The sequence below is a fragment of the Aeromonas sp. R5-4 genome, from assembly GCF_040908215.1.
GTDB lineage: Bacteria > Pseudomonadota > Gammaproteobacteria > Enterobacterales > Aeromonadaceae > Aeromonas > Aeromonas veronii.
Map to the genome: position 1 here is coordinate 71,507 of NZ_JBFODG010000014.1, position 22,997 is coordinate 94,503.

A 22,997-nucleotide genomic window follows, 5' to 3' on the forward strand; every position below is an offset into this window, starting at 1 on the left:
ATGTTAATGAAATGAGAAGTAAAAAGGGCAGGCTCTGGGCCCGCCCTCTCACTTACAGGACCAGTCGACGAATGTCGGACAGCACGCCGTTCATGGTGGTGATGAAGCGAGCCCCATCGGCACCATCGATCACGCGGTGGTCGTAGCTCAGAGCCAGCGGCAGCATCAGGCGCGGCGCGAACTCTTTACCGTTCCACTTCGGCTTCATCTCGGACTTGGAAACACCGAGGATGGCCACTTCCGGCGCGTTGACGATCGGGGTAAAGCTGGTACCGCCGATGCCACCCAAGCTGGAGATGGTGAAGCAACCGCCCTGCATGTCGGCAGCGGTCAGCTTGCCGGCACGGGCCTTCTTGGAGATCTCGGCCAGATCGCGAGACAGCTCCATGATGCCCTTCTTGTTAACATCGCGCACCACGGGCACAACCAGACCGTTGGGGGTATCTACCGCCACACCGATGTGGATGTACTTCTTCATGATCAGCTTGCTGCCATCTTCGGACAGGGAGCTGCAGAAGCGCGGGTGAGCTTCCAGCGCCTTGGCGGCGGCTTTCAGGATGAACACCAGCGGGGTGATCTTCACGTCTGCCTTCTGCTTCTCGAGCATCGCGTTCTGCTCTTTGCGGAACGCTTCCAGCTCGGTGGTATCGGCTTCGTCGAACTGGGTGACATGAGGGATCATGACCCAGTTGCGGTGCAGGTTCGGACCGGAGATCTTCTGGATGCGGGTCAGCTCGACCTCTTCCACATCACCGAACTTGCTGAAGTCTACCTTCGGCCACGGCAGTACGCCCAGACCGTTGCCACCGGCTACGCCGGCAGAGGCAGGAGCGGACTCGGCACGCTTGATGGCATCCTTCACGTAGGCTTGCACGTCTTCTTTGACGATACGGCCCTTGCGACCGGAGGCTTTCACCTTGGCCAGGTTGACGCCAAACTCGCGCGCCAGACGGCGTACCGCCGGAGAAGCGTGCACGTAGGCGTCGTTGGCAACAAAATCGGTCGCAGCGGCAGCAGCCTGGGCAACCGGAGCCGGAGCAGCGGCAACAGGGGCTGCAGCGACCGGAGCGGCAGCTTGAGCAACCGGCGCGGCAGCAGGAGCAGCGCCAGCCACTTCGAATACCATGATCAGGGAACCGGTGGAGACCTTGTCACCCGCCTTCACCTTGATCTCTTTGACCACACCGGCGAACGGCGCAGGCACTTCCATGGAGGCCTTGTCACCTTCCACGGCGATCAGGGACTGGTCGGCTTCAACCTTGTCACCCACCGCAACCATGATCTCGGTGACTTCCACTTCGTCGCCACCGATATCCGGTACGTTGACCTCTTTGGCAGCGGCGGCAACCGGGGCAGCAGCCACGGGCGCGGCAGCTTGAGCCGGAGCAGCAACGGCAGCAGGCGCAGCGCCAGCCACTTCAAATACCATCACCAGAGAACCGGTAGAGACCTTGGCGCCAGCGGCAACCTTGATCTCGACCACGCGACCTGCGAACGGAGCCGGCACTTCCATGGAGGCCTTGTCACCTTCCACGGCGATGATGGATTGGTCGGCTTCAACCATGTCGCCCACAGCAACCATGATTTCAGTCACGTCCACTTCGTCATCACCGATGTCCGGTACGTGCACATCTTTGCGCACGGCAGCGGCAGGTGCGGTGGCAGGTGCGGCGGCCGGAGCAGCAGCAACCGGTGCAGCCACTTCAGCAGGGGCGGCAGCGCCTTCGGCTTCGAAGATCATGATCTGGGAGCCGGTGGCAACCTTGTCGCCCACCTTGATCAGGATCTCTTTAACGATACCGGCAGACGGGGCCGGTACTTCCATGGAGGCCTTGTCGCCTTCTACCGCGATGATGGACTGGTCCAGCTCGACCTTGTCACCCACGGCCACCATGATCTCGGTGACTTCAACCTCATCGGCGCCGATATCCGGCACCATAATCTGTTTGGACATTGTGCTTTATCCTCTTGCGTCGATCCGCGTGGCTGGCTGATGCCGCCACGCACATCTCGCGTTAACCGTTTTAAATCCTGGCAAGGTCGCGCCGCATGACGGCGCGACCCTTGATCCACTTACGCGTACAGCGGGTTGACCTTGTCGGCATCGATGCCGTACTTGGCGATGGCGTCGGCCACAACCTGCTTGTCTACCTCGCCGCGCTTGGCCAGTTCGGTCAGAGCAGCAACCACCACGTAGAACTCGTTCACTTCGAAGTGACGACGCAGGTTGGCACGACTGTCGGAACGGCCGTAACCGTCGGTACCCAGCACGCGGTAGTTCTCGGTCGGAACGAAGGCACGAACCTGATCGGCGAAGGACTTCATGTAGTCGGTCGCAGCGATGGTGGCTTCGGAACCCAGTACCTGAGCGATGTAGGGAACACGCGCTTCAGAGGTCGGGTGCAGCATGTTCCAGCGATCCGCGTCCTGACCGTCACGAGCCAGCTCGTTGAAGGAGGTGACGCTGAACACATCGGAACCGATGCCATACTCGCTGGCCAGGATTTGGGCAGCCTTGCGCACGTGACCCAGGATGGAACCACAACCCAGCAGCTGAACTTTCGCCTTGGCGCCGGCGACGGATTCCAGCTTGTAGATACCCTTGCGGATCCCTTCCTCGGCGCCTTCCGGCATGGCCGGCATGGCGTAGTTCTCGTTCAGGGTGGTGATGTAGTAGAACACGTTCTCCGGGTTCTCACCGTACATGCGGCGCAGGCCGTCCTGTACGATCACCGCCACTTCATAGGCGTAGGACGGGTCGTAGGAGATGCAGTTCGGGATGGTGTTCGCCAGGATGTGGCTGTGACCATCTTCGTGCTGCAAACCTTCGCCGTTCAGGGTAGTACGACCGGAGGTCGCACCCAGCAGGAAGCCACGGGCTTGCTGGTCACCGGCTGCCCACGCCATGTCGCCGATCCGCTGGAAGCCGAACATGGAGTAGTAGATGTAGAACGGGATCATTGGGCAGTCGTTGGTGCTGTAAGAGGTCGCAGCTGCCAGCCAGGAGGACATGGCGCCCAGCTCGTTGATACCGTCTTGCAGAACCTGACCCTGCTTGTCTTCCTTGTAGTAGGAGACGATGTCGCGGTCTTGCGGGGTGTACTGCTGACCGTGCGGGCTGTAGATACCGATCTGGCGGAACAGACCTTCCATACCGAAGGTACGGGCTTCGTCAGCCAGGATCGGAACGATGCGCTTGCCGATGGACTTGTCTTTCAGCATCACGTTCAGGGAACGCACGAACGCCATGGTGGTGGAGATTTCGCGCGCCTGCTCACCCAGCAGCGGGCCGAAGGCATCCAGTGCCGGAATTTCCAGCTTGGTGGTGCTTTCGCGCAGACGGGTCGGCACATAGCCTTTCAGGGCAGTGCGACGGTCGTGCAGATATTTGTGCTCGGCAGAACCGGCTTCAATCTTCAGGTACGGCAGATCGGCCAGCTGCTCGTCGGCCACCGGCAGGTTGAAGCGGTCACGCAGGTGACGCACGGAGTCCAGCTCCATCTTCTTGACCTGGTGAGCGATATTCTTGCCTTCGGCCGCTTCACCCATGCCGTAACCCTTGATGGTCTTGGCCAGAATAACGGTCGGCTTGCCCTTGGTCTGGGTCGCCTTGTTGAATGCGGCGAACAGTTTGCGAGGATCGTGACCACCGCGGTTCAGGGCGAAGATCTCCTCGTCGGTCATGTCTTTGACCAGCGCGGCAGTTTCCGGATAACGGTTGAAGAAGTGCTCGCGGATGTAGCCACCGTCGCGGGACTTCATGGTCTGGTAGTCACCGTCCACGGTCTCGTTCATCAGCTGGATCAGCTTGCCGGAAGTGTCTTTCTTCAGCAGCTCATCCCACTTGCGACCCCAGATAACCTTGGTCACGTCCCAACCGGCGCCAGCGAACAGGCCTTCCAGCTCGTTGATGACCTTGCCGTTACCGACAACCGGACCATCCAGACGCTGCAGGTTGCAGTTAACCACGAACACCAGGTTGTCGAGCTTTTCACGCACGGCAACAGTCAGGGCCCCCTTGGCTTCCGGCTCGTCCATCTCGCCGTCACCCAGGAAGGCGTAAACGGTCTGCTCGGAGCAATCCTTGATGCCACGGTCGGTCAGGTACTTCAGGAAGCGAGCCTGATAGATGGCGGCGATGGGGCCCAGACCCATGGAGACGGTCGGGAACTGCCAGAAGTCCGGCATCAGTTTCGGGTGCGGATAGGAAGGGATACCCTTGCCGTCCACTTCCTGACGGAAGTTGTCCAGCTGCTCTTCGGTCAGACGACCTTCAGCAAAGGCGCGAGCATAGATGCCCGGGGAGATGTGACCCTGGAAGTAAACCAGATCGCCACCATCCTTCTCGTTGCGAGCACGGAAGAAGTGGTTGAAGCAGACATCATAGATGGTCGCAGAAGAAGCGAAGGAAGACATGTGACCACCCAGGTCCAGGTCTTTCTTGGACGCGCGCAGCACGATCATCATGGCGTTCCAGCGGATGATGGCGCGAATGCGGCGTTCCATCTCCAGGTCACCCGGGTAGTCCGGCTCGTCGCTGGACGGGATGGTGTTGATGTAATCGCGATTTGCCTTGGCAGCCACGTCCACACCGCTTACGCGGGCTTTCTCGGCCAACTGTTCAAGGATGAACTGAGCGCGTTGCGGACCCTCTTCACGCAGCAGGGATTCCAGAGAGGCAAGCCACTCCAGCGTTTCTATCGGGTCCACATCGTTCTTCAGGATATCAGACATGGCTGGTTCCTATGTTGTTGTGATTGCACGGCATTGCACGGCGAAGGGCGCAAGCATTCGACAATAGAGCCTTGTGGGATTAGTTTTCCTGCTGACGGATCCGACGCATGGATCGCTGGATCCGGCTGTCTTCCCTCTGCATATCCAACAAGGTGTCCTCGATAAAGGCCAGATGCTCATGACAAGCTGTTCTGGCCCGCTCCGGAGCCCCCGAAAGAATAGCCTCGATCAGATTCGCGCGATGGCGACGTATCTTGGCTACCACTCCCGGGCGGCGATTCAAAATCTCGTTATTCTGCAGAATGTTCTGTTCGAGCATCGGGCTCATGGCCCGCAGCAGGTGCAGCAGCACCACGTTGTGGGACGCCTCGGCCACCGCCAGATAGAACTGGGTCACGGCTGCCGACTCGGCCACCAGCGAGCCCAGCTGGCCCGCCTCTTCGATGGTGGTTTGCACCTGACGAATGCGCTCGAAATCAGACCCGGTTCCCCGCAAGGCCGCGTAGTAGGCACAGATGCCTTCCAGCGCGTGGCGAAACTCCAGCAGGTCATACTGGGCTTCCGGGTGGGTACTGAGCAGTTCGAACAGAGGATCGGCGATCCCCTTGCTCAGGGCATTCTGCACATAAGTGCCGCCGCCCTGACGGCGATAAAGCAATCCGCGCGCTTCCAGTCGCTGGATGGCTTCGCGCAAGGAGGGGCGCGATACCTGAAACTGGATGGCGAGTTCCCGCTCGGGAGGCAATTTTTGCCCCGGTTGCAGGCTGCCTTCCAGAATCATCTGTTCCAGCTCGGCGACAATGGAGTCGGCCAACTTGGGTTGCGTAATCTTGCGATAGGGCATGAGGCTACTTTGTTAAATTGGTATTACCAATTTTATGGATGGGGCGAAAATTAGCAGAGGCCTTTTGAAAAGTCCACTCAAAAGATGATCTGAGTCAAGAATCGGCCCCACCACTTAAGAGGTAAAGCAGGTGAAACATGATTTAGCTCATAGAAAATGGTCTGACCAATATTCTTGACCGCGCTCACAAATAACATTTGCGCAACCAGAGACAAAAATGGCCTGCCAGATAGGCAAGCCATTGATTTTAAAATCCAAACTAAATTTGAATATTTACTTTAGCTGTTTAGTAACTGACGGTAGTAATCCCACTGGAAACTGGCACCGGGATCCGTCTTGCGCCCTGGTGCGATATCGCAATGGCCGACAATTTTTTCGTGGGTAATCGCCGGATAGCGCTCCGAGATAGCTCGAGTGAGCCCTGCCAATGCCCGGTATTGAGCCTCGGTATAGGGGGTTTCGTCAGTCCCTTCCAGCTCGATGCCGATGGAGAAGTCATTGCATGCCTCCCTCCCCTGCCAGCTCGAGATACCTGCATGCCAGGCGCGCGCGCCAAACGGCACATACTGCACCAGCTCGCCATCACGGCGGATCAGGCAATGAGCCGAGACTCGCAGCTGATGGATACCGGCAAAATAGGGGTGAGCCTCAGGGTCGAGTCGTCCCATAAAGAGATCGTCGATAAAGGGACCGCCAAACTCCCCCGGCGGCAGGCTGATGCCATGCACCACCAGCAGGGAGATATCGTCCGGCACGGCCCGTTCGTTGTGATGGGGAGAAGGCACCCGGCGCGCCTGCTGGCACCAGCCAGCGGCATCGATAGAGAAACAAGGTTGCGAAGCGAGTTGAGTCATCGGCTACTCGAGTTGGCTGATAAATGGCGAGACAACGAAGATACCTGATAGGCAACCCGACACCAACTCACTGAATCAAAGGGAAATGGTATGTTAGGCTGAGTCATCTTCCGCTCGATATGGATGGGGTATGCAGCACACGGCACGCTGGATGTGGTTACTGGCCTGGCTCTCTTTGATGGGCCTGCTGACCCTCTATTTTCACTCCCGCAACCAACCAAGCGTCACCGCCAGCGGCGAGCTGTTGCTGCGGGCCGACCAGAGCGGCCACTATCGTCTGGAGGGTGCCATCAACGGCCAGCCGGTGCAACTGCTGCTCGATACCGGCGCCACCCGTATCACCATCCCGCAGCAGGTTGCAGAGCGGCTCGGCCTGACCGCTCATGGCAGCAGCCAGGTCAATACCGCCGCGGGGCAGATCCGGGTCGGCAACGGCACCATCGAAACGCTGGCGATGGGGCCATTGACCTTGTACGATCTGGCCATCTTTATCAATCCGGCGGCAGACGGTGACGAAGTGCTGGTTGGCATGAACGCCCTCGGTCGGCTGGAGCTGGTTCAAAAGGAGCGGCAACTGCTGCTCAGACCCTTGCAGGAATAAGGCATGTTTCAACAGGATGTCAGCCGCGCCGTGCGCGCCGCACTACTCGAAGATCTGGGCGATGCCCTCACCACACTGGACCAACCGGACACCAGCGCCGATATCACCGCCCAGCTGATCCCGGCCGATCGGATGGCCACTGCTCGGGTGATCACCCGTGAAGCAGGAGTATTCTGCGGCCAGCCCTGGGTCGACGAGGTGTTCGTACAACTCGGCAGCGAGGTGAAGGTGGAGTGGAAGGTGCAGGATGGGGAAGTGCTCTCCCCCAATCAGGAGCTTTTCCGCCTCCACGGCCCTGCCCGCCTGCTGCTGACCGGCGAGCGCAATGCGCTGAACTTTGTCCAGACCCTATCCGGCGTCGCCACCCTCACCGCCCGCTATGTGGCAGAGCTGGAGGGCACCGACTGCCGTCTGCTCGACACCCGCAAGACCATCCCCGGGCTGCGCACCGCCCAGAAGTACGCGGTCACCTGCGGCGGTGGCAAGAACCACCGCATCGGCCTCTACGACGCTTACCTCATCAAAGAGAACCATATCCTCGCCTGTGGCGGCATTGTCGAGGCAATTAGCGAGGCTCGTCATCTCAATCCGGGCAAACCGGTAGAGGTAGAAGTCGAAACGCTGGCTGAGCTGGAACAGGCGCTGGCGGCAAAGGCCGATATCGTGATGCTGGACAACTTCGACGTGACCATGATGCGGGAAGCGGTCGCCATCAATCAGGGCCGCGCCAAGCTCGAAGTCTCGGGCAATGTCACCCTCGACACTCTGGCCGAGTTTGCGGCCACCGGCGTCGATTTTATCTCGGTCGGGGCGCTCACCAAGCATGTGCGGGCGCTCGATCTCTCCATGCGCTTTATCCAGCAGTGAGATTCACCCCTCAGGCCTGAGCAAATACTCGACCTAACCGGATAAACAACTTGCAAAAGGCGCCATGGGCGCCTTTTCTTTATGCAGGATCCCTCAGCAAAGGAGTGTAATGACGGACCCGCTTCGCCTCATAAAAAAGAGTCGTTAGAAGCCTCTTATTTTATGATTTATATCATGTTTTTGGTAAATCATAGAAAAGTGGTTAACAAAGGCGGCAATCTCTGTTGCCACCCCTCACAGCTCGGATAAGATACTGACGTGCGGATGATTTTCCACCGACACTTCCCAGGAACCAAGGATAAAAGGATATTTTCCATGAACAGCGAAATGAAGAAACAATCGGGTTTTACCCTTATCGAACTGATGATCGTGGTCGCGATCGTGGCCATTCTGGCGGCGGTAGCGCTGCCGGCTTATCAGAGTTACACCCTAAAAGCGAAGGCCACCGAATTAACCACTGCAATGGGACAGGTTAAAACAGAGCTGGAAATATGCTCTCAAACAAGTACTCTTCCATGCAACGCGTCGGGTGCGGCTTCAACATACGTAACGAGTGTAGCTGGCTCAATTACCAGCGCAGGGACAGCCACAGTGACAGGAACCGGCACCGCAGCTCTCAACAACATGGTCTGTTCTCTTTCTGGCACTAGAGACGCTAATAACGGCAAAGTTTCGTGGGGTTCCATCTCTGGGGCAAATTGCTCCTAATTTATGACATCTAGCCCTAATAGCGGCCTGGCGTTAAGCTTGGCCGCCTCTTCACTGATCAGTGAAGAGGACTCCCAGCGCTATCTGAGCCAGGCCAAGGCCCAGCGCAAACCCTTTGTGACATTTCTGATAGAGAACGAGATCCTCGACAGCAAGGCGCTCGCCGACTTTTGCGAGCTGGAGTATGGGGTACCTCTGCTGGATCTTGCCGCCTTCGACTTGGCCGAGATCCCGCAGAAATACCTCAATCAGAAGCTGATTGAGAAACACCACGTCCTGCCCATCTACACCCAGGGCCACACCCTCTATATCGCCATGTCGGATCCGACCAATGTCTCGGCGTTGGAGGACTTTGGCTTCAGCTTCGGTCTTCATACCGAGGCGCTGCTGGTGGAGGAGAACAAGCTCACCGCCGCCATCGGCAAGCTGCTGGAGAGCGAAAATGACGCCCTCGGCATGGAGGATATCGACGAGTCCGAGATTTCGGATCTCGAGGTCTCCGATGATAACAGCCGGCTGGACGAGAGCGTCAATACCGCCGATGACGATGCCCCCATCGTCAAGTACATCAACAAGATTCTGATGGATGCCATCAAGCGCGGCGCCTCCGACCTGCACTTCGAGCCTTACGAGTTCAAGTATCGGGTGCGCTTTCGCATCGATGGCATTCTGCACGAGATCGCCACACCGCCGGTCAATCTCTCCAACCGCTTCTCAGCACGCCTAAAAGTCATGGCGCGACTCGATATCGCCGAGCGGCGGCTGCCACAGGATGGCCGCATCAAGCTGAAGCTGTCGCGCAACAAGTCGATGGATATGCGGGTCAATACCTTGCCCACCATGTGGGGGGAGAAGATCGTGATCCGTCTGCTCGACTCCTCGGCGGCACGCCTCAATATCGAGCAACTCGGCTTTGATGATCGGCAGAAGGCGCAGTACCTGCGCGCCCTCTCCAAGCCACAAGGGATGATCCTGGTGACCGGCCCCACCGGCTCGGGCAAAACGGTCTCGCTCTATACCGGCCTCAATATTCTCAACACCACCGAGGTGAATATCTCCACCGCAGAAGACCCGGTGGAGATCAACCTGCCCGGCGTCAACCAGGTGCAGGTCAACCCCAAGGCGGGGCTCACCTTCGCCAGCGCCCTGCGCTCCTTCTTGCGGCAAGATCCGGATGTGGTGATGGTGGGGGAAATTCGCGATCTCGAAACCGCCGAAATCGCTATCAAGGCGGCCCAGACTGGTCACCTGGTGCTATCCACCCTGCACACAAACTCCGCCGCCGAGACCCTGACCCGGATGATGAACATGGGGGTTCCGGCCTTTAACATCGCCTCCTCGGTGACCCTGATCATGGCCCAGCGGCTGGCCCGTAAACTGTGCGACCACTGCAAGGCACCGGAAGTGGTGCCGGAAGCAGAACTGCTGGAGCTGGGCTTTACGCCGCAGCAACTGGCGGCCGGGCTGCGACTGTTCAAACCGGTCGGCTGCAAGGAGTGTTCCGGCGGCTACAAGGGGCGGGTCGGCATCTACGAAATCATGCTGATGTCGGAGAACATCGCCAAATTGATCATGCAAGGGGCCAACTCCCTGCAAATCGCCGCTATCGCGCAGAAGGAGGGTATGCGCACCCTGCGCACCTCGGGACTGGAGAAGGCCCGGCTCGGGGTCACCAGTCTGGCCGAGGTCAACAGGGTCACCACCAACTGATCCGTATGACGGAACGACCCGCCGGTTTGGTTGGCAGAGCGAATTCGGCGTTCACGAACACGGAATGGATGACAGCCAGAATGACAGAATAATCAGGCATTAAAGTGACCGGGCTGGCGCCAAGAAGGCCCCCCTATCAGTACCCCGCCGGCATCAAGCCAGTCGGACACCTTGACCAGGTTGGTAACGTGCAGAGCCCGGCTCTGACAACCAACCCCATTGCAGGATGCAAAGATGGCAACCCTAACGAAAAAGAACAATGCCCCCAAGAAAGTCTTCGCCTTCCGCTGGCACGGGGTAAACCGCAAGGGGCAGAAGGTCTCCGGCGAGCTGCAGGCCGACAGCATCAACACCGTCAAGGCCGAACTGCGTAAACAGGGGGTCAACGTCACCAAGGTAGCCAAGAAATCCCAGGGGCTCTTCTCCAAGGGCGGTGCCAAGATCAAACCGATGGATATCGCCATCGTCTCACGCCAAATAACTACCATGCTCTCCGCCGGTGTACCGCTGGTGCAGAGCCTGCAGATCATCGCCCGCAGCCACGAGAAAGCCTCGATGCGCGAGCTGATGGGGCAGATTGCCGCCGATGTGGAGACTGGCACCCCCATGTCGGAGGCGCTGCGCCGCCATCCCCTCTACTTTGATGATCTCTATTGCGATCTTGTGGAAGCCGGTGAGCAATCCGGTGCGCTGGAGACCATCTACGACCGTATCGCCACCTATCGGGAAAAGTCGGAAGCGCTCAAATCGAAGATCAAGAAGGCGATGTTCTACCCCACCATGGTCATTCTGGTCGCCATCGTGGTCACCTCCATCCTGCTGCTGTTCGTCATTCCGCAGTTCGAGGATATCTTCAAGAGCTTTGGTGCCGAGTTGCCGGTGTTCACCCAGTTTGTTATCGGCATCTCGCGCTTTATGCAGAACTGGTGGTATGTCTTCTTTGGTGGCACGGCCCTTGGCATCTTCCTTTACGTGCGGGCCTGGCGGGCCTCCCAGAAGGTGAAAGACAATACCGACAAGTTCGTCCTCACCATTCCGGTGGTCGGGATGATCCTGCACAAGGCGGCGATGGCCCGCTTTGCCCGCACCCTGTCGACCACCTTCTCCGCCGGTATCCCGCTGGTAGATGCGCTGATTTCGGCGGCTGGGGCATCGGGTAACTATGTCTATCGCACCGCGGTCATGGCGATCCGCAACGAGGTGGTGGCCGGTATGCAGATCAACGTGGCGATGCGCACCGTCGATCTCTTCCCCGACATGGTGATCCAGATGGTGATGATCGGTGAGGAGTCCGGCGCCATCGATGATATGCTCTCCAAGGTCGCCACCATCTTCGAACAGGAGGTGGATGACTTGGTTGATGGCCTCACCAGCCTGCTGGAACCCCTCATCATGGTGGTGCTCGGGGTGCTGGTCGGCGGTATGGTTATTGCCATGTACCTGCCCATCTTCAAGCTGGGCGACGTGGTAGGCTGATTTATCAGGGCATGGCTCCACAACCATGCCCTCCCCCTCATTTTATGACTGACGGTTGGTTATGACACTTCTTCTCGAGCTGGCTGACAGCTTGCCCTGGCTCTACTTTTCGCTGGTTTTTCTTTTCTCCCTGATGATCGGCAGCTTCCTTAACGTGGTCATCCACCGCTTGCCCATTATGTTGGAGCGGGAGTGGCAGGCCGAGTATCGCGGCTACTTTTCCCCCGATAAGGAGGCCACTGCGCCAGAGCGCTACAACCTGATGGTGCCGCGCTCCGCATGCCCTCACTGTGGTCACGCCATCACTGCGCTGGAGAACATCCCGCTGCTGAGCTGGCTCTGGCTCAAAGGGCGTTGCCGCGACTGCCAGGCCCCCATCTCGGCCCGCTATCCGCTGGTAGAGCTGCTGACAGCCCTGCTCTCGGTGGCCGTTGCCATGGTCATAACACCGGGCTGGGGGACGCTGGCCGCCCTATTGCTGACCTGGGTGCTGGTCGCCCTTACCTTCATCGATCTCGACAAGATGTTGCTGCCCGACCAGCTCACCCTGCCACTGCTGTGGGGCGGGCTGCTGTTCAATCTGGCAAGTGGCTTCGTCCCCTTGGCTGATGCAGTGAGCGGCGCCATGGCGGGCTATCTGGTGCTCTGGAGCCTCTACTGGGCTTTCAAGCTGCTAACCGGCAAGGAGGGGATGGGCTATGGCGACTTCAAGCTGCTGGCGGCGCTGGGCGCATGGCTCGGCTGGCAGGCGCTGCCCATAATTCTGCTGCTCTCATCCCTGGTCGGCGCCGTGATCGGCATCAGTCTGATCGCCTTGCACAAACACCATCAGGGCAAGCCCATTCCCTTCGGCCCCTACCTCGCCATCGCGGGCTGGATCGCCCTGCTGTGGGGCGATACCATCACCCGCTGGTATCTCTCTACCCTGCTTTGAGCAAGAGGCCCCCATGTATGTAGTTGCTATCACAGGTGGTATCGGCAGCGGCAAGACCACTATCGCCAATCAGTTTGCCGCGCTGGGTATCGAGGTGGTGGATGCCGATGTGATCGCCCGCGAAGTGGTCGAGCCGGGCACCCCGGCCCTTGCCGCCATCGCCGACCATTTTGGCCCGAATGTGATTGATTCGAACGGTCAACTCGACCGTCGCGCCCTGCGCGACCGGGTCTTCAGCGACCCGCAGGCCAAGGGGTGGCTCAATGCCCTGCTCCACCCGCTGATTCGCAGCGAAATGCTGCGCCAGTGTGCCGCAGCCAGTTCACCTTACTGCCTGCTGGTGGTGCCACTGCTGGTGGAGAACAAACTCACCGGCCTCGCCAACCGGGTGCTGGTGATCGATGTAGACGAAGCCACCCAGGTTGAGCGCACCTGCCGCCGGGATGGTGTATCGGCCGAGCAGGCCCGAGCCATCATCGCCGCTCAGGCGAGCCGGTCGGAACGTCTCGCTGCGGCGGATGATGTCATCGAAAACCACAATGGTAGCGAAATGGCGATTAAAACGCGGATTTTGGCGCTGCACGAGACATATCTGGCAATTGCCTCTCAACAAGCCCGCTAAGTGTGAGTACACTAGGCCGGTTTATGGCTGGCCAGGATTAGGCATGATTTACGATTTCCCCCTCAATGAAAAAAGCCGGACCTATCTTCGTCTGGAGTCCCTGTTTTCCCAGATCCGCGACAATCTGGAGAGTGAACAATCCTGGGCACATATCGCCTTCTTCAAAGGGCTGTTCGATCTGCAGGAGTTGCTGGAGCGTGGTGACCTGCGCGCCGACCTCATCAAGGATCTGGAGCGTCTCGGCCAGCGTCTGAGTCACTGGGCCAGCCTGCCCGATGTCGATCTGGAGCAGATCAAACTGATGCAGCAAGAGAGCAGCCAGCTCTCCCGCAACCTGCTCAACTCGCCACGCCCGGGTGCCCGCCTGAAAGAGGATCGTCTGCTCGGCTCCATCCGCCAGCGCTTCTCCATCCCGGGTGGTCTGTGTGCCTTCGATGTGCCGCAGCTGCACCACTGGCTCGGTACCCCGGCCATCACCCGTCACCAGCAGATGCAAGGCTGGCTGAGCGACATTAACCTGCTGATGAATGCCATCACCCTGCTGCTGCGCCTGTGGCGCGAATCAGGCAGCTTCAGTGAACAGGTTGCCAGCAACGGTTTCTTCCAGGACACCGCCGAGAGCGCCGAGCTGATCCGCATCAAGCTGCCGGGCAATCTGTTCTGCTACCCGACCCTGAGCGGCCACAAGAACCGCTTCGCCCTGCGCTTTCTGCCTACAGCAGAACAGCCGATTGGCGACGTGCCGTTCCAGCTCGCCTGCTGCTAAGGAGGGCTTATGGTCACCAAGGTAAAGTGTCCGACCTGTCAGAGCGAAGTGGAATGGGGCCCGCAGAGTCCGTTCCGCCCCTTCTGCAGCAAGCGCTGCCAGCTGATCGATCTCGGCGAATGGGCTGATGAAGAGAAGCGGATCCCGGGGGAGATCAACCCGGATCTGCTGCCGGAGCCGGAAGAGGGCGATCAGTGGCTATAAGCCTCAGATCTCTCACCTCCGCAATATGAAAAAAGGGCCGATTGGCCCTTTTTTCATACTTGTTGATTGCTACCGGCTCACGCCAGCAGACCCTGTAGCCGCGCTACAATAGGGCCATTGGCATCGGGGAAGTGGTAGTTGTTCAGCTCGGCCACCGGCACCCACAGGCACTCCTGCCCCTCTTTGCCGAACGGCTCACCGCTGAAACGAGTCACCTTCCAGATATCCAGCAATACCTGCTTCTCGGGGTAGTCGTGCTGCAGTTCCATAAAGGGGGCACAATCCAATACCCGGATGCCGATCTCTTCCCACAGCTCCCGATCCAGCGCGGTGAGCAGATCCTCGCCCGACTCCACCTTGCCACCGGGAAACTCCCAGCGATCCCCCTGATGGCGATCGGAGGAGCGTCTGGCGATGAAGATATCGCCCCGTTCATTCTCGATGACGCCAACCGCCACCCAGATCCGTTTTTTCTGTTCCATCAATTACCTCTGTTCGCTTGTTGCCACCAATAACAAGGCGGGCACTTGGCCCGCCTGTTATGGCATAGCGTCGATCAGGTCAACTGACCGTGGCAGTGCTTGTACTTCTTGCCGGAGCCGCACGGGCAGGGATCGTTACGACCGACCTTCTGCTCGTCACGTACGAAGGTGGTGTGGCCCTCTTCGCCTGCGGCCTGTTCATCGGCCAGCTGGCTCTCGGCTGCGGCGTGGGTATAGGTGCGGGGAGCGGCTTCCGCCTGCTGGCGCTGCTGCTCTTCCATCGCTTCCACATCGCGCTCCTGCACCTGAACACGGCTCAGGATGCTGACCACGTCGCGCTTGAGGGTTTCCAGCATCTGGGTGAACAGATCGAAGGATTCGCGCTTGTACTCCTGCTTGGGGTTCTTCTGGGCGTAACCGCGCAGATGGATACCCTGACGCAGGTGATCCATGGCCGCCAGATGCTCTTTCCACAGACCATCCAGAGTTTGCAGCATCACCGCTTTCTCGAAGTTGCGCAGCACCTCTTTGCCGACCAGCTCCTCCTTGTGGGCATAGAGCTTGGTGGCTTCGTCCAGAATGCGCTCGCGCAGCTTCTCTTCATACAGCTTGTCATCTTCCGCCAGCCACTGTTGCAGCGGCAGATCCAGCGCGAAGTCCGCCTTCAGGCGTGCTTCCAGACCCGGCACGTCCCACATCTCTTCCAGAGACTGGGGCGGGATGTACTCGTCGATCACCGCGCCGTAGACGTCGTCACGGATAACGTGGATGGTCTCGGAAATGTCGTTGGTATCCAGCAGCTCGTTGCGCTGCTCGTAGACCACCTTGCGCTGGTCGTTGGCAACGTCATCAAACTCCAGCAAGCTCTTGCGGATGTCGAAGTTGCGGCCTTCCACCTTGCGCTGGGCATTTTCGATCGCCTTGGTGACCCACGGGTGCTCGATGGCTTCGCCCTCTTCCATGCCCAGCTTCTTCATCATGCCGGTCACGCGGTCGGAGGCGAAGATCCGCATCAGGGTATCTTCCATGGAGAGGTAGAAACGGGAGGAGCCCGGGTCACCTTGACGACCGGAACGGCCGCGCAGCTGGTTGTCGATACGACGGGATTCGTGACGCTCGGTGCCGATAATGTGCAGACCACCGGCGGCCAGCACCGCATCGTGACGCACCTGCCAGGCGGCCTTCAGCTCGGCAATCTGCTCGCTGGTCGGGTTCTCCAGCTTGGCAATCTCTGCCTGCCAGTTGCCACCCAACACGATGTCGGTACCACGACCGGCCATGTTGGTGGCGATGGTAACCGCACCTGTCTGACCGGCCTGGGCGACGATCTCCGCTTCCATGGCGTGGAACTTGGCGTTCAGCACCTTGTGCGGGATCTTCTCCTTGGTCAGGATGCCGGAGAGCAGCTCGGAGTTCTCGATAGAGACTGTACCAACCAGTACAGGCTGGCCCTTGGCCACGCACTGACGGATATCTTCGATGATGGCGGCATACTTCTCGTTGGCGGTCAGGTAGACCAGATCGCCCATGTCCTTGCGCACCATCGGCTTGTTGGTCGGGATAACCACGGTATCCAGACCATAAATCTGCTGGAATTCAAAGGCTTCGGTATCTGCAGTACCGGTCATCCCCGCCAGCTTGTTGTAGAGACGGAAGTAGTTCTGGAAGGTGATGGATGCCAGCGTCTGGTTCTCGTTCTGGATCTTCACCCCTTCCTTCGCTTCAACGGCCTGATGCAGACCATCGGACCAGCGACGACCCGGCATGGTACGGCCGGTGTGCTCGTCGACGATGACGATTTCGTCTTTCTGGACGATGTAGTCGACGTTGCGCTCGAACAGGGTGTGAGCACGCAGACCCGCATTGACGTGGTGCAGCAGGCTGATGTTGGAGGCGGAGAACAGGGAGTCGTTCTCATCCAGCAGCCCCTCTTTCTTGAGCAGCTCTTCCACGAAGATCTGACCGTTTTCGGTCAGCAGTGCCTGACGGTTCTTCTCGTCTACTGTGTAGTGACCGTCACCGGTGTACTCTTCGGTGTCTTCCTTGTCCTGCTTGACCAGCAGCGGGATCAGCTTGTTGACGCGGATATAGAGCTCTGAGCTGTCTTCGGCCGGACCGGAGATGATGAGCGGAGTACGGGCTTCATCGATAAGCACCGAGTCCACCTCATCCACCAGCGCGTAGTTGAGCGGACGCTGCACGCGCTGCTCCGGCGAGAACGCCATGTTGTCGCGCAGGTAGTCGAAACCGAATTCATTGTTGGTACCGTAGGTGATGTCGGCGGCGTAGGCGTCACGCTTCTGGGACGCATCCATACCGGGCACGTTGCAATCAACGGTCATGCCGAGGAAGGCAAACAGCGGACGGTTCGCTTCCGCATCACGCTTGGCCAGGTAGTCGTTCACCGTCACCACGTGCACACCACGGCCACTCAGGGCGTTCAGGTAAGCTGGCAAAGTCGCAGTAAGAGTCTTACCTTCACCGGTTTTCATTTCCGCGATGCGGTTGGAGTTCAGCACCATGCCGCCGATCAGCTGCACGTCGAAGTGGCGCATGCCAAACACCCGCTTGGAGGCTTCACGCACGGTCGCGAACGCTTCCGGCAGCAACTGTTCCAGGGTCTCACCCTGCTCGATACGCTGACGATATTCAGCCGTTTTGGCCTGCAACTCGGCATCGGAGAGAGCCTCGAACTGCGGCTCCATGGCATTGATCTGTTTTACAATTTTGCGCAAAGCCTTGAGCGTTCTGTCGTTCCGGCTGCCGATAATCTTGGTAAGCAGTGTGCTAATCATGGGTACCAACTATTTCTGGTTATAAAAGCGTTCCGTCACTGGAACCTGAAGAAAAAAACCTAACCCCGTCTGGCACTGAGAAAGCGTGCGGGGTTGACCTGACGACCATCTTTCAACACTTCGTAATGCAGATGGACCCCGGTCGCGCGACCGGTGCGTCCCATCAAGGCAATCTTCTGACCCTGATCAACCAGGGTGCCCACCTCGACCAGCAACTTGGAGTTGTGGGCATAGCGGGTGACCAGGCCATTGCCGTGATTAATCTCCACCATATTGCCAAATTCCGGATGACGGCCCGCCCAGCTGACAATGCCGGGCCCGGTGGCCAGAATCGGGGTTCCGGGTTTGCCACGGAAATCGACCCCTTTGTGCATCTTGGCACGCCCGTTGAACGGATCGACCCGTCCACCAAACCCGGACGAGACCCAAACTCGCTCCTGTTTGACTGGCGTGCCGGAAATAAAACCGGCATCGGTGATATGGTGATTCATGATGAAAGATTCAAGTACCGACAGCTGCTCTTCACGGCTGCTGAGCTGCTGGCTGAGGTGCTTCATCGAGGCTTGCAGCTCGTTGAGGCTCACTTCCAGCTCTTCATCATAAGAAGGGCCGCCCATGGGGGGCAGCTCTTTGAAATTGAACTCGTCGGGATCGAGATCGGCCTGCTCGGTCAATCGTTCACCGAGGGCATTGAGACGGCCAAGCTGACCCTGCATGGTGCCCACCTGAGCAGCCAGCATCGCCAACTGTTCACGGGCTTCGTCACCACTCTGGTCAACGGACTGTTGCTCGGCAACGGCAAGCGCCACTTCCAGCGCCTCCATTTTCTGGTGCCAGCTCTGCCAGAGCCAACCACCACCAAGGGCCAACAGGGAGAAGAGAATACCGCCGACCCAGGCCAGACGTTGTTTGGGCAGGTGCAACTTGCGTCGCTGCTTGCCGTGGAGGATCAGGGTAATGCTCATAGAAATCAGTCTGCTCGGTCAGGTGCGGCCAAGAGCCTGCACGGGAAATAAAACCGGGAGATAATCGGTATTAAAGGATGGAGTAAACAAATGACGGAACGTCGGTGCGGAGAGAGGACCGACGTTCCGTTGCACAGCTATCAGGCCAGAACCAGACCGTTATCGTAGTAAGCGATAGGCGCTTTGTCGCCCTCACCCTCGAAGGTCACCAGTTCCCAAGCCTCCTGCTCGGCCAGCAAGGCACGCAGCAGCTTGTTGTTCAGGGCATGTCCGGTCTTGTAGGCACAGAACTCACCGATGATGCTGCGGTTACACATGTAGAGGTCACCGATCGCGTCCAGCATCTTGTGCTTGACGAACTCGTCCTCATAACGCAAACCGTCTTCGTTCAGCACCCGATAGTCGTCCAGTACCACGGCGTTTTCCAGGCTTCCGCCCAGCGCCAGGTTCTGGGAACGCAGGTACTCGATATCACGCATGAACCCGAAGGTACGGGCACGGCTGATCTCTTTCACGAAGGAGGCACCGGAGAAGTCCAGTACGCAACGCTGATTGCGCCCTTCAAAGACCGGATGCTGGAAATCGATCTCGAGATCCATCTTGAAGCCGTTGCGATAAGGGTGGAATTCCGCCCACTTGTCGCCGTCTTCAACCCGGATGCTCTTCTTGATCCGCACAAACTGCTTGGCCGCATTCTGCTCACGGATCCCGACTTCCTGCAGCAGGTAGATAAAGGGATGCGCACTGCCATCCATCACCGGGATCTCGGGCGCGTCGACCTCAACGTAGAGGTTATCGATCCCCATCCCGGCCAGTGCGGCGGAGAGGTGCTCAATGGTAGAGACACGGACACCGGCTTCGTTGACCAGAGCGGTACAGAGCACGGTATCGCGCACCTGATCGGCATTGGCTGGCAGCTCCACCACAGGATTCAGGTCGGTACGCAAGTAAACGATTCCTGTGTTCACAGGCGCCGGACGGAACGTCATGGTGACTTTCCGGCCCGAATGCAGGCCGACACCAGTCGCCTGTACACTCGTTTTCAAGGTTCTTTGTCTAATCATGGGTGTACCCTAAACAGCTTAAAATCCGGACCAGATGGTCGTTGGCAGGCCATCTTAGCACATTCCTTGAACAACAAACAAACGAGAGCCATAAGAGGCTTAGTCAGCTTGCTTGCGCAGGAACGCCGGAATATCCAGGTAATCCGGTTCACGACGAGCTTGCGGCTCGGCGTTGACCACCTTGGCCGGGGCTTCGTCCATCACGCGGCCTTGCATCATGTCGCTAACCAGCGGCTGACGCACCGGGCGCTCTTGCACCTGGCTGCTCTTGACCAAAGTGATGTCCGGCTTGCGCTCGGCACCGATACCGGTAGCAACCACGGTCACACGCAGTTCGTCGTGCATTTCCGGATCGATTACGGTACCCACAACTACAGTGGCGTTCTCGGAAGCGAAGGCCTTGACCGCGTTACCCACGGTTTCGAACTCTTCGATGGTCATGTCCATACCGGCGGTGATGTTGACCAGGATGCCACGGGCACCGGCCAGATCCACGTCTTCCAGCAGCGGGCTGGAGATGGCTTTCTCGGCCGCTTCTTCGGCACGGTCATCACCAGAGGCGGAACCGGTACCCATCATGGCGGTACCCATTTCACGCATCACTGTACGCACGTCCGCGAAGTCGACGTTGATCAAACCCGGACGGGTGATCAGCTCGGCAATGCCCTGTACCGCGCCAAGCAGTACATCGTTGGCCGCCTTGAAGGCATCCAGCAGGGAGATACCGCGACCCAGCACCTTCAGCAACTTGTCGTTGGGGATGGTGATCAGGGAGTCGACGTTCTTGGAGAGCTCTTCGATACCGTGCGCGGCGAAGCCCATCCGCTTCTTCCCTTCGAAGGAGAACGGCTTGGTCACTACAGCAACGGTCAGGATGCCCATCTCGCGCGCCACTTCGGCCACGATCGGCGCGGCACCGGTACCGGTACCACCACCCATACCGGCGGCGATGAACACCATGTCGGAACCGGTCAGCAGCTCACGCAGTGCTTCGCGATCTTCCATGGCCGCATCACGACCCACTTCCGGATTGGCTCCGGCACCCAGCCCCTTGGTGATGCCACCGCCGATCTGCAGGGTAGTGTTGGCGCTAGAGTTACGCAGTGCCTGGGCATCGGTGTTGACGGTAATGAACTCAACACCCTCAATATTTTGACGAACCATGTGCTCGACAGCGTTACCGCCGCCGCCACCTACACCGATCACTTTAATGACGGCTTCGTCAGTGTGGCTATCCATAAATTCAAACATGTTGTCTCTCCGCTTTATTTGCCTGACTCAGCAAAATTCTTAGAACTCGCCACGCAGCCAGTTACTAACCCGTTTGACCAGGCCACCGACGCTTGCCTTGGCGGCATATTCTTTGTTGCTACCTGTGGCTTGATGGGTGCGGCCATATTGCAGCAACCCGACCGCAGTCGAGTACACCGGTGCCTGCACGTAATCACTCAAACCACGTATGTTCATGGGCTCTCCCACCCGGACCTGGCTCTGGAAGATCTGCTCTGCACACTCCACAATGCCTTCAATCTGGGCAGCGCCGCCGGTCAAGACCACACCGGCTGCCAGCTGATGCTTGACCCCCTGCGCTTTCAACTCGCTTTGTACCCGCACCAGCTCATCATTCACCATGGAGAGCAACTCGGTGTAACGGGGCTCAATCACTTCAGCCAGTGTCTGCCGTTGCAGGCTGCGCGCCGGACGACCGCCGACACTGGGTACTTCAATATTGTCTTCCTTGCTGACCAGACGGCCGAGGGCGCAACCGTAGCGCACCTTGATCGCTTCCGCGTCGAGCGGCGGCGTGCCGAAGGCGTAGGCGATGTCGCTGGTCACAGTGCTGCCAGCGTACGGGATCACCTTGGTGTGGCGCAGGGCACCGCCAGTAAACAGCGACATATCCATGGTGCCGCCACCGATGTCCACCACGCAGACACCCAGCTCTTTCTCGTCTTCGGTCAACACCGCATAACTGGAGGCCAGCGCGGAGAAGATCAGTTGATCCACGCGCAAGCCGACCTTCTCCACGCATTTCTCAATGTTGCGGGCCATGTCGTTGTGGCAGGTGATCAGGTGAACCTTGGCCGCCATCCGCACACCGGAGAGGCCGACCGGATTCTTGATCCCTTCCTGATAATCGATGGCAAACTCCTGAGGCAGCACATGCAGCACCCGCAGCTCGTCGGAGAGGCGAACCGACTTGGCGGTGTGGATCACGTTGTCCACATCCTCCTGAGTCACCTCTTCATCGGAGATGGGCACCATACCGGTCTCGTTGCGGCAATCGATATGCTTGCCGGACAACCCCAGATAGACCGAGCTGATCTGGCAATCCGCCATCATCTCGGCCTCTTCCACCGCGCGGCGCAGTGACTTGACCACGGAGTCGAGGTCATTGACCCCGCCCTTCTCCATTCCGCGAGAAGCGTGACTGCCCATACCGATGACGTTCAGTTCACCGTCCGGCAATACTTCCCCGACCAGAACCGCCACCTTGGTTGTGCCGATATCCAGTCCGACAATCAAATTCCTATCTGCGGTGTTGGTCATGCACTTTCTCTTCGCTCTTCTTCCAGCCAACTGCCATTCCGGTGTCGTATCGAAGATCCACGTAAGCGACTTGCGCACGGGGTTCGATAACCGGGAAGGCATCGATAAACCGCTGCAACCGGAGCGCAATGTCATTGCGTCCCAGGAACAGCTTGATATTGCCATCCAGGGTCAGTTCCCAGGCATGGCGGGGGGTCAGATTCACCCCCAGCAACTTGTATCCCTTGGCAGCCAGTTGCGACTCGTACTGCCGACTCTCTTTCAACACCCAGGCGGCCTGGTCATCCGGCCCTGACAGCTGCAACAGCGGCGTCTTGACCCGATCCGGGGCACTGAATACCTTGCCCTTGGTGTTGACGAAGCGGTTGCCATTCCAGCGCGCCGCCACATCTTGTTCCGTGAGGTAGATCTTGATCTTGTTCGGCCACTTCTTTCGTACCGAGACCGAGGCCACCCATGGCAGGGCATTGAGCCTTGCCTGCAATTCGTTGACGTCCAATTCGAAGAAGTTGCGCAGCTCGGCGCCATCCAGCACGGCCATCCGCAGCTCTTCGGTTTGCAAATACTGGTGTTGCCCCTGCAGCAACAGCTCGCTCATGGGCAACCGGTTGGCATCTGTCAGCCAACCTTTAACATCCAGCGCCGTCCGGTAGCAGCCCCATATCACCAGCAGGAAAAATGCTACCCCTGCGATGAAGCCACCCTTGGTGCGCCCCTGTGCCCTTGCCTCCACCCGATCGATCCCCGTGTAACGCGCTAAACCGGCCTTTGACAGACCGGTTCGCCATTATATAGGCCCCGGCTTGGCGGTCAAAATACTC

The 22,997-nt window shown here is 58.7% G+C and carries 20 protein-coding genes; 9 read left to right on the forward strand and 11 right to left on the reverse strand.

Annotated elements, in window-relative coordinates; all coding sequences use genetic code 11:
• Positions 1-52: 52 nt before the first annotated feature.
• From aceF to ampD, 4 genes are all read right to left on the reverse strand, one after another.
• Positions 53-1,954 (reverse strand): pyruvate dehydrogenase complex dihydrolipoyllysine-residue acetyltransferase, encoded by a 1,902-nt coding sequence (aceF, locus tag AB5Y83_RS05860; RefSeq protein ID WP_110304009.1) that lies wholly within the window; start codon positions 1,952-1,954, stop codon positions 53-55.
• A gap of 119 nt (positions 1,955-2,073) precedes the next feature.
• Positions 2,074-4,734, reverse strand: a complete 2,661-nt coding sequence (gene aceE / locus AB5Y83_RS05865; protein ID WP_040068936.1) for a pyruvate dehydrogenase (acetyl-transferring), homodimeric type — start codon at positions 4,732-4,734, stop codon at positions 2,074-2,076.
• A gap of 79 nt (positions 4,735-4,813) precedes the next feature.
• Entirely contained in the window at positions 4,814-5,578 is a 765-nt protein-coding gene (pdhR, locus tag AB5Y83_RS05870) for a pyruvate dehydrogenase complex transcriptional repressor PdhR (protein WP_005336127.1), read from the reverse strand.
• A gap of 278 nt (positions 5,579-5,856) precedes the next feature.
• Positions 5,857-6,432 (reverse strand): 1,6-anhydro-N-acetylmuramyl-L-alanine amidase AmpD, encoded by a 576-nt coding sequence (gene ampD / locus AB5Y83_RS05875; protein ID WP_058057550.1) that lies wholly within the window; start codon positions 6,430-6,432, stop codon positions 5,857-5,859.
• Between the two features lie 130 nt (positions 6,433-6,562).
• Between ampD and AB5Y83_RS05880 the strand changes: the two genes are divergently transcribed.
• The 9 genes from AB5Y83_RS05880 to yacG all read left to right on the forward strand — a co-directional run bounded on the left by AB5Y83_RS05880 (position 6,563) and on the right by yacG (position 14,320).
• A complete protein-coding gene (locus tag AB5Y83_RS05880) occupies positions 6,563-7,033 on the forward strand; it encodes a TIGR02281 family clan AA aspartic protease (RefSeq protein WP_040068932.1) in 471 nt (156 codons plus the stop codon).
• A gap of 3 nt (positions 7,034-7,036) precedes the next feature.
• Positions 7,037-7,900 (forward strand): carboxylating nicotinate-nucleotide diphosphorylase, encoded by an 864-nt coding sequence (nadC, locus tag AB5Y83_RS05885; protein ID WP_368174845.1) that lies wholly within the window; start codon positions 7,037-7,039, stop codon positions 7,898-7,900.
• 327 nt (positions 7,901-8,227) lie between these two features.
• Complete coding sequence (locus AB5Y83_RS05890; RefSeq protein ID WP_193860550.1) at positions 8,228-8,608, forward strand: prepilin-type N-terminal cleavage/methylation domain-containing protein; 381 nt, start codon at positions 8,228-8,230, stop codon at positions 8,606-8,608.
• A 3-nt stretch (positions 8,609-8,611) separates the two neighbouring features.
• Entirely contained in the window at positions 8,612-10,318 is a 1,707-nt protein-coding gene (gene tapB / locus AB5Y83_RS05895; RefSeq protein WP_139463613.1) for a PilB family type IVa pilus assembly ATPase TapB, read from the forward strand.
• 234 nt (positions 10,319-10,552) lie between these two features.
• Positions 10,553-11,794: a type II secretion system F family protein gene (locus AB5Y83_RS05900; protein WP_111806478.1), complete on the forward strand. Its 1,242-nt coding sequence runs from the start codon at positions 10,553-10,555 to the stop codon at positions 11,792-11,794.
• A 61-nt stretch (positions 11,795-11,855) separates the two neighbouring features.
• Positions 11,856-12,728: an A24 family peptidase gene (locus AB5Y83_RS05905; protein ID WP_368174846.1), complete on the forward strand. Its 873-nt coding sequence runs from the start codon at positions 11,856-11,858 to the stop codon at positions 12,726-12,728.
• A gap of 13 nt (positions 12,729-12,741) precedes the next feature.
• On the forward strand, positions 12,742-13,350 hold the full coding sequence (coaE, locus tag AB5Y83_RS05910) for a dephospho-CoA kinase (RefSeq protein ID WP_368174847.1): 609 nt from the start codon (positions 12,742-12,744) through the stop codon (positions 13,348-13,350).
• 43 nt (positions 13,351-13,393) lie between these two features.
• Complete coding sequence (gene zapD / locus AB5Y83_RS05915) at positions 13,394-14,116, forward strand: cell division protein ZapD (protein ID WP_005336141.1); 723 nt, start codon at positions 13,394-13,396, stop codon at positions 14,114-14,116.
• 9 nt (positions 14,117-14,125) lie between these two features.
• A complete protein-coding gene (gene yacG, locus AB5Y83_RS05920) occupies positions 14,126-14,320 on the forward strand; it encodes a DNA gyrase inhibitor YacG (protein ID WP_005336142.1) in 195 nt (64 codons plus the stop codon).
• Between the two features lie 77 nt (positions 14,321-14,397).
• Here yacG and mutT read toward each other — a convergent pair whose 3' ends face one another.
• The 7 genes from mutT to AB5Y83_RS05955 form a co-directional block, all read right to left on the reverse strand.
• Positions 14,398-14,802, reverse strand: coding sequence for an 8-oxo-dGTP diphosphatase MutT (gene mutT, locus AB5Y83_RS05925; RefSeq protein WP_042053534.1), 405 nt, complete (start codon positions 14,800-14,802; stop codon positions 14,398-14,400).
• Positions 14,803-14,876: 74 nt separating this feature from the next.
• Positions 14,877-17,597 carry a preprotein translocase subunit SecA gene (gene secA / locus AB5Y83_RS05930; protein ID WP_005336144.1) on the reverse strand — a complete coding sequence of 907 codons (2,721 nt, stop codon included), beginning with the start codon at positions 17,595-17,597 and terminating at the stop codon, positions 14,877-14,879.
• Positions 17,598-17,656: 59 nt separating this feature from the next.
• Positions 17,657-18,562 carry a M23 family metallopeptidase gene (locus AB5Y83_RS05935; RefSeq protein WP_005355107.1) on the reverse strand — a complete coding sequence of 302 codons (906 nt, stop codon included), beginning with the start codon at positions 18,560-18,562 and terminating at the stop codon, positions 17,657-17,659.
• Positions 18,563-18,702: 140 nt separating this feature from the next.
• Complete coding sequence (gene lpxC, locus AB5Y83_RS05940; protein WP_368174848.1) at positions 18,703-19,626, reverse strand: UDP-3-O-acyl-N-acetylglucosamine deacetylase; 924 nt, start codon at positions 19,624-19,626, stop codon at positions 18,703-18,705.
• A gap of 99 nt (positions 19,627-19,725) precedes the next feature.
• Positions 19,726-20,877 (reverse strand): cell division protein FtsZ, encoded by a 1,152-nt coding sequence (gene ftsZ / locus AB5Y83_RS05945; RefSeq protein WP_005336147.1) that lies wholly within the window; start codon positions 20,875-20,877, stop codon positions 19,726-19,728.
• Between the two features lie 39 nt (positions 20,878-20,916).
• On the reverse strand, positions 20,917-22,176 hold the full coding sequence (gene ftsA, locus AB5Y83_RS05950; protein ID WP_005336148.1) for a cell division protein FtsA: 1,260 nt from the start codon (positions 22,174-22,176) through the stop codon (positions 20,917-20,919).
• A complete protein-coding gene (locus tag AB5Y83_RS05955) occupies positions 22,157-22,909 on the reverse strand; it encodes a cell division protein FtsQ/DivIB (RefSeq protein WP_368174849.1) in 753 nt (250 codons plus the stop codon). The genes ftsA and AB5Y83_RS05955 overlap by 20 nt, the downstream gene beginning before the upstream one ends.
• Positions 22,910-22,997 lie beyond the last annotated feature (88 nt).